Consider the following 7,373-nt stretch of genomic DNA (forward strand, 5'->3'; position numbering starts at 1 on the left):
TTTTCCTTAGCCGTGCTGGCGTTGGTTATTAAGGTAGCGCTGGAAGGCGGCGGGTTCATCGGTAATAGCGCTGGCGACCCCCCATGCCCAGCGGCTATCAAAAGCACTGGGGTCGTTGGGTGTGTAACACAAAACTTGATAGCCATTTTCTCGCATGGCGTCGGCCTGGGAGCGCTTTAAATGCGGCCAGTGCGCATGAATGCTAAAGGCTTCTACCGCTTCGCATTGGGCGCGCCACTCTTTTGGTGTGCTACCGAACAGCACCCCAAGCGCAAGCGCTTCTTTAGGCGCAAAATGGCGGCAGTGGGCTAGGGCAGCGGGGTCAAATGATGAGACGATTAATCGCTCGGCGGGTAACGCCGCCAATACACTTGGCATTACGGTGTCGACGAGGGCGATGGGGTCGCGGCCTTTATTGACCTTAATCTCTAAATTCACCCCCATGTTTAGCTCGTTAAGTAGCGCAAGCATAGCCTCTAGGCTGGCCATTTTCTCCCCAGAAAAACCATCGCCAAACCAACTGCCAACGTCTAAGTGCTGGACTTGCTGCCAGGTTATCATGGCAAGCTCTCCACGGCCGTCGGAGCAGCGGCTAACATCGCTATCGTGCCAAATAACCGGTGTACCATCGCCAAGCAGTTGAACATCCAATTCTACCCAGGTGGCGCCTGCATCATAGGCGGCACGAACCGCCGTTAAGGTGTTTTCTGGCGCCGCGGCTGAATAGCCACGGTGAGCAATAAGAGTGGGCAAGTTGATTGTGGGATGCATCATACAACAGCCTTCTAAAAGTGACCGATTAGATAGCGAAGTTTAGCATGGCTGCATGACACGGATGTTTCTCCACAGATGGGCTATTGCTTGATTTATCGGTTGTGACGCGGTTGGATAGCGACACAAAGTACGGCCAATGAATAATAAAGGAGCCTTGAGTATGACTAAGCGCATTGAGTTTTCAAAGACGGGTGGTTCAGAGGTGTTGGAATGGGTAGATGTTGAGCCCGCAGCGCCTGGTGCCGGTGAGGTGCGTATTGCCAACAAGGCGGTAGGGCTTAACTTTATTGATATCTATTTCCGCACCGGGCTGTATCCCGCGCCGTCTATGCCCTCAGGCTTAGGCACTGAAGGTGCGGGCGTGGTAGACGCGGTGGGCGAAGGCGTGACGCACCTGAAAGCGGGTGACCGAGTTGCCTATGCCCAAGGCCCGCTGGGCGCCTACGCTGAGGTACATACGCTACCGGCTGCTAAAGTGGTCAAGCTACCGGACTTTATTGATTTTGAGACTGCCGCTGCCAGCATGCTGAAAGGCTTAACCGTGCAGTATTTACTTCGCCAAACCTACGCGTTAAAAGGCGGTGAAACCATTTTGTTCCACGCGGCGGCAGGGGGTGTTGGCTCTATTGCCTGTCAGTGGGCTAAAGCGTTAGGCGTTAAGCTAATCGGCACCGTTAGCTCTCAAGAAAAAGCGGATCTTGCTATGGCGAACGGCGCCTGGGCGACGATTAACTACACCGAAGAGAACGTCGTGGAGCGGGTGCGGGAGCTGACTAACGGCGAAATGTGTGATGTGGTCTATGACTCTGTAGGTAAAGATACCTGGGAAATGTCGCTGGACTGTTTAAAACCCCGCGCACTGATGGTGAGCTTTGGTAATGCTTCTGGCCCTGTGGATGGGGTGAATATCGGCATTCTTAACCAAAAAGGCGCGCTGTTTGTGACCCGGCCAAGCCTGAATGGCTACGCCGATACCCGCGAACGCCTAGAGATGATGTGTGAAGACTTCTTTGCCATGATTGAGAGTGGCAAGCTTAAGATTGATATTGCAAACCGCTACTCGTTACAGGATGCGGGTAAAGCGCAAGATGCGCTGCAGAGCCGTAAAACGACCGGTTCAACCATCCTGCTTCCTTAGCCGTCCATGATGGGCATGCGCTCCTAGCACTCAGCGGCACCCGCTTCTTATGGGAGCGGCTGCCCTGGGTGATTACCTCTTTATTCCACTTCCACGTAAGCCCCCATTTTGCGCATCCGGCTCTCAAAACTGGCGACGTTATCAACCAGTTGGTCCGGGCCAAAGGCCACGCACTCTGCCAATATCGCTTCGCTTAAGGTAATCGCCGAGAGTATCGAGGGGAAAAAGTGCGGCGTGGCGTTGGCAACCGTAAAGGTAACGCTGGCTCCGGGTACCAGGGGTGAGCGCAGCGTATCGGTAATTACGATGGCCTGTACGCCGTTAGCGCGTGTCACTTCTAGTGCTTTTACTGTTTCTGCGCAGTAGGGTTCGAAGCCAAACGCTACCACTATGTCTTGCTCATTGAAATGATCCAGCTCGGTAAGCAAGCCGCCTTCTAATCCCCGGATTAACACCACGTCAGGCATGGCAATCCGCCCTACGTAGGCAAAGTGATATGCGCAGGCAAACGTATCCCGAAACCCGACGACCGCGACCCGACGAGCCGCCAGGATTCGCTGGGCGGCATCCTTAACGCGCGCCTGATTATCAGCCGTAAATAGGCGGCCAATGTTATCGAAAGCGGCATCACCTACCTCAACAAACAGCGCATCTTCAGGCTGGTTGGCCTGATGTTTTAGCTTGCTGGCACGCCCGCTTAGCTCAACGGGTGCTGACTGAACGGCGGACTGAAACACGTCTCGAAACTGCTCATAGCTTTCAAAATTTAACCGTTTGGCTAGACGAACCAGCGTTGACGGCGTTACGTCCGCGGCCGCGGCGGTTTTGCGGACTGATTGAAAGGCGATGCCAATGGGGTTTTCCAGCACATAGCTGGACGCGCGCTTTAGCTGGGGGCTTAGTGTGGGATAGCTTTCAGCAAGCCGCTGATTAATCTCGTCCAAGCCCGTTGGATGTGGGTGGTGGGGGTCAGGCATGGCGTGCTCCCAAAAGTAATATAAAACGTTTGTGCCAATAATAAATGTTTTTGATACGCATGTATTGACTGATTTGTACTGAATACCCTATCGTTGGCAAAACATATGTTTCTTTTTTTTAAAAAAATAGAACATATGTTTCTTTTTTTGATGCTCAGTTCTTAGAGGTTTTAAAAATACGATGTCCTCCGCTGACCGTACATTGCCCTGCTACGAAACGCTGCTGGTCTCTCAGCATAACCGTGTGTTGGAAGTGCGCTTTAACCGACCGAAGCGGCTGAACGCGGTGATCGAAGCGCTCTACCGTGAGCTATTAGATGTGCTGCAGTACGCTGCCCAAACGCCCGATGTAAGAGCGGTAGTACTTACCGGTGAGGGGCGGGCATTCTGCGTAGGGGCGGACATGAAGGCCCACGGCGGTGCAGCACGCACGCTTTTCCAGCGCCGTGCGTATTTAGAGCTAGGCAACGACGTGTGCGAGGCAATCATTAAGCTTAACAAGCCCGTGGTCGCTGCAGTGAATGGTTATGCCTTAGGCGCCGGGGCAGAAATGGCGGTGTCCTGCGATTTTATCGTGATGGCAGATGATGCCCAGCTTGGCTTCCCTGAAACCAGTATTGGCACCTGTGTAGGGGGCGGGGTCTCTAAACTTTTACCTCAACTGGTAGGGCTAACCCAGGCTCGGCGGCTGCTCTACTTGGGCGAAAAGATTGCCGGGGTTGAGGCTGCCGCCATTGGCCTGGCGCTAGCCAGCCACGCCCAGGAAAATTTGCGCGAAAAAGCGTTGGCGTTAGCGGAAAAGCTTGCCAACCAGGCACCGATTTCCATGGCCATGTTAAAGCCTTTGGTCAACCGTGGTGGCCACACCAGCCTAGAGAGCCAGCTACAGCAGGAATTAGACGCGGTGTTTACCTGTTCTACCACCGAGGATTGGCAAGAGGGTGTCGATGCGTTTGCTGAGCGGCGCGCACCGAATTTCCAAGGCAAATAGTTCGTCCTCTTACTCTTTTTAGACAAGTGACACCATGAACACCATTGAAGGCAATCTCCCGCTACGCAGCCCGTTACACGCTATTTTGGCACCCACCGGCATTGCCGTCGTCGGCGCCTCTGCTGACCCTACCAAGCGTGGTTATAAAGCCATGGTGGGGCTGGTAAAAGGTGGCTATCGCGGCACTATTTACCCCGTTAACCCTAAAGCTGACACGATTTTAGGCGTGAAAGCATGGCCCTCTATCAGTGAGGTGCCAGGCACTCCTGAGCTGGCGCTGCTGTGTACCCCTGCCGCGACGGTGCCGGCGCTAATCGCCGAGTGTGGCCGCCGAGGCGTAAAAGGGGCGGTCATTCTCGCCAGCGGCTTTGGTGAAACTGGCGAGGCGGGCGCGGCGCTGGAAGCAGAAATGATGGAGGCAGCCCGCGCCCACGGTGTGCGGATTATCGGACCCAACACCTCAGGCATGTTTAACCTTCACCACCACATTAATTTGCTGGCGCTGGATAACGTCACCCCTGGCGATATCGGGATTGTGTCCCAATCGGGCAATATGCTGCTTTCGCTCGCGCTTGAAGCGCAGCACAACGGCCAGGTGGGGTTTAGCACCTATATTGGCCCTGGCAATCAAAGCGATATAGGGTTTAACGATTACCTGCGCTACCTGGGGGAAGATGAGCATACCCGGGTGGCCACGCTTTACGTGGAAGGCTTTCGTGATGGCCGCAAGTTTTTAGATGTTGCCCGGGATGTGACCGCCATGAAACCCGTGGTGGTGTACAAGTCTGGCGCCACCGAACAAGGCCAGAAAGCGGCCAGTTCGCACACTGGGGCACTCGCGGGCAGCTACCAGATGACCGTTGATCTACTGCGCCAAGCGGGTGTTAGCGTTGTGCAGTACTCGGATGAAATTTTGCCCGTAGCGGAAGGCTTAGGGCGGCTGCAAAAAGCCCCCGGTAAGCGCGTTGCGGTGATTTCTGATGGCGGCGGCCAAGCCACCATTGCTGCCGATCGCCTGGCAGAGGCTGGATTACAGCTAGCAGAGCTCTCCGACAATACTCGTACTGCGTTACGGGGCGTGCTACTGCCCCAGGCATCTACCGTCAACCCCGTCGATGTTGCTGGCTCTTCTGATGCCAATCCGTCACTGCTGGCGCGCTGTATTGAAATCGTTATGGCGGATGAGGGCGTTGATAGCGTGTTTTTGGTGGGTATGTTTGGTGGTTATAGCATGCGTTTTGCGGAGTCCTTACTCGGGGATGAAATGCGCGGCGCCGAAGCCATGGTAGAACTCGCCAACGCCAATGAAAAACCGCTTGTCATTTACAGCCTCTATGCGCCGATTAAGCCACCCGCGCTTCGGCGTCTGCATGAAGCAGGCTTGCCAGTGTATGCCTCCATTGAACATGCAGTGCGTGTGCTTTCTGCCTTAGGTGAGCGCGGCGAGTATCTTGCTGGCCGAGCGGTTCATGTCGCAGCCGATCCCGTACAGCCTTCAGTAGCCGGGCAAACTATGTTTAAAACAGCCCGAGCCGAAGGGCGGGACTTGCTAGAGTTTGAAGCTAAGGCACTGCTGGCCGAGCACGGTATGGCAGTGCCTGATGAGCCGCTAGCAAAAAGCATTGACGAGCTTAACGACATTGCCCGCCACTTTGGCGATAAACCGCTTGCTATGAAGGTGGTGTCGAAAGATATCCTTCATAAATCGGATGCGGGTGGGGTAAAGCTAAACCTTGTGGGTGAGGCAGCGCTTCGCGAGGCTTACCAGGCGATTCTTGAAAGTGCCTACGCCTACGACCCTAGTGCCGATATTGAAGGGGTATTGGTAACCCCTATGGCCGAGAAGGGCGTGGAGGTGATTGTTGGCATGCTTCGAGACCCGATCTTTGGCCCGGTCATGATGTTTGGTCTGGGCGGTATTTTTGTCGAAGTGCTTGAAGATGTAGCGTTTCGTGCGTTGCCACTTAGCCGCGCTGATGCAGAATCTATGGTTAACCAGATTAAAGCGCAAAAAGTATTGGCTGGGGTGCGCGGTGCCGCAGGTGTCGACAAGCAGGCCTTAGTCTCGCTGCTGGTACAAATTTCCCGTTTGGTGGAGGCCTACCCTAGTATCCACGAGCTAGACTTGAACCCGATAATTGCCTACCCGGAAAGTCATGAGACCGGCTATGCGATTGTTGATGCCCGAATTATTGTGGAGCGTGACCAATGAGCCAAGCGGTACCTGAACTAGTTGATGCTACGTTAACGCTGGAAAATCGTGTAGCAACGCTTACCTTAAATCGCCATGACGTGCGTAATGCGCTAACGGGCACCCAGCTTGTGGATGATATTGTAGCGACCGCGGAGTGGGTAAACCATTGCCAAGAGGTTTCCGTACTGGTGGTGACTGGCGCGGGCTCTGCCTTCTGCGCAGGTGGTAACGTTAAAGATATGGCAGAGCGGGGCGGCGACTTTGCAGGTGACGTTGCCGAAGTTGCCGAGCGCTATCGACGGGGCATACAGCGCATGCCGCTGGCGCTTGATCGGGTGGAAGTGCCGATTATTGCCGCGGTTAACGGAGCTGCTATTGGCGCAGGGTTTGATTTGGCCAATATGGCCGATATTCGTGTTGCTTCAAACCGCGCTAAATTTGGTGAAACCTTCCTTAACCTGGGGATCATCCCGGGCGACGGCGGTGCATGGTTTATGCAGCGCCAGATAGGTTACCAACGCGCCTTTGAGCTGACGCTTTCTGGGCGAATAATTACCGCAGAGGAGGCGCTTGCCTACGGCGTGGTGCTAGAGGTAGTTGAACCAGACAACTTGATGGCGACCGCTATGGCGCATGCCAACCGAATAGCCGCCCAGCCTCCTAAGGCCACTCGTTTAACCAAGCGGCTGATGAAAATGGCGCCCACGATGGAGCTAAAAGGCTTTTTAGATGTCTGCGCAGTTTTCCAGGGTATGTGTCACAACGAGCCGGAGCATCTTGAGGCTGTTGAGCGGCTGCTGGCCAGTATGAAAAAATAAAGAAGGTTCACGTATATGCCTATCAAAGCCTGGCCACGCCAGGCTTTTTGTTATTTGTTTGGCGGATGTCACTGTTTTCAGGAGCTTTACGGTCGTATAGTCATTGCACCTGACTCAAGGGCTTACGCGTCGCCCACTGTGTGGCGTGCTAAATGGATGTCCGCAACATAGGGAGGTGGCATACATATGACATTGGAAAGTTTGGGGCTAGCGCCTAGTACCTTGGTATTTGTTGTTCTGGGCATAACGTTGGCTGCCTTTATGTGGGGGCGCTTTCGCTATGATTTAGTCGCGTTGGCGGCCCTGCTTGGCTCGGTCATGCTTGGACTAGGTTTTGTACGAAAAGTTGGCTCGCAAGCAACGGTCGATGCACGCCACGCATACCATCGCCTTAAAGCTACTTGCCAGCTTTTCATAGCGTGTGGCGATCCGGCGACATTCTTTAAGCCAGCTAAAGCAGCGTTCTATCACATTCCGTTGC

General features: G+C 54.4%; 7 protein-coding genes. 4 read left to right on the forward strand and 3 right to left on the reverse strand.

Annotated features, from left to right (window positions below; genetic code table 11):
- Positions 1-6: 6 nt before the first annotated feature.
- Complete coding sequence (locus tag MOY_RS10580) at positions 7-774, reverse strand: glycerophosphodiester phosphodiesterase family protein (protein WP_009099495.1); 768 nt, start codon at positions 772-774, stop codon at positions 7-9.
- Positions 775-934: 160 nt separating this feature from the next.
- Here MOY_RS10580 and MOY_RS10585 point away from each other — a divergent pair, with 160 nt between their 5' ends.
- The gene (locus MOY_RS10585; RefSeq protein WP_009099496.1) at positions 935-1,912 is read left to right on the forward strand and encodes an NADPH:quinone reductase; all 978 of its coding nucleotides are present in this window, start codon (positions 935-937) and stop codon (positions 1,910-1,912) included.
- Positions 1,913-1,992: 80 nt separating this feature from the next.
- Here MOY_RS10585 and MOY_RS10590 read toward each other — a convergent pair whose 3' ends face one another.
- Complete coding sequence (locus MOY_RS10590) at positions 1,993-2,889, reverse strand: MurR/RpiR family transcriptional regulator (protein ID WP_009099497.1); 897 nt, start codon at positions 2,887-2,889, stop codon at positions 1,993-1,995.
- A 181-nt stretch (positions 2,890-3,070) separates the two neighbouring features.
- Here MOY_RS10590 and MOY_RS10595 point away from each other — a divergent pair, with 181 nt between their 5' ends.
- From MOY_RS10595 to MOY_RS10605, 3 genes are read left to right on the forward strand one after another with little or no spacing between them, the layout of a single operon-like run.
- Complete coding sequence (locus MOY_RS10595) at positions 3,071-3,880, forward strand: enoyl-CoA hydratase/isomerase family protein (protein ID WP_009099498.1); 810 nt, start codon at positions 3,071-3,073, stop codon at positions 3,878-3,880.
- A gap of 34 nt (positions 3,881-3,914) precedes the next feature.
- Complete coding sequence (locus MOY_RS10600) at positions 3,915-6,092, forward strand: acetate--CoA ligase family protein (RefSeq protein ID WP_009099499.1); 2,178 nt, start codon at positions 3,915-3,917, stop codon at positions 6,090-6,092.
- Entirely contained in the window at positions 6,089-6,892 is an 804-nt protein-coding gene (locus MOY_RS10605; RefSeq protein ID WP_009099501.1) for an enoyl-CoA hydratase-related protein, read from the forward strand. Before MOY_RS10600 ends, MOY_RS10605 begins: the two co-directional genes overlap by 4 nt.
- A 327-nt stretch (positions 6,893-7,219) precedes the next feature.
- Here MOY_RS10605 and MOY_RS16975 read toward each other — a convergent pair.
- Positions 7,220-7,373, reverse strand: a 154-nt coding sequence (locus MOY_RS16975) for an IS5 family transposase (protein ID WP_009099502.1), incomplete at its 5' end; no start/stop codon positions are given.

Source organism: Halomonas sp. GFAJ-1 (genome assembly GCF_000236625.2).
Lineage (GTDB): Bacteria > Pseudomonadota > Gammaproteobacteria > Pseudomonadales > Halomonadaceae > Vreelandella.

Bases quoted from the DNA above. Each gene is read 5' to 3' on its own strand.
- MOY_RS10605 (WP_009099501.1), top strand. From the start codon at position 6,089: ATGAGCCAAGCGGTACCTGAACTAGTTGATGCTACGTTAACGCTGGAA.
- MOY_RS10585 (WP_009099496.1), top strand. From the start codon at position 935: ATGACTAAGCGCATTGAGTTTTCAAAGACGGGTGGTTCAGAGGTGTTG.
- MOY_RS10580 (WP_009099495.1), bottom strand. From the start codon at position 774: ATGATGCATCCCACAATCAACTTGCCCACTCTTATTGCTCACCGTGGC.
- MOY_RS10600 (WP_009099499.1), top strand. From the start codon at position 3,915: ATGAACACCATTGAAGGCAATCTCCCGCTACGCAGCCCGTTACACGCT.
- MOY_RS10595 (WP_009099498.1), top strand. From the start codon at position 3,071: ATGTCCTCCGCTGACCGTACATTGCCCTGCTACGAAACGCTGCTGGTC.
- MOY_RS10590 (WP_009099497.1), bottom strand. From the start codon at position 2,889: ATGCCTGACCCCCACCACCCACATCCAACGGGCTTGGACGAGATTAAT.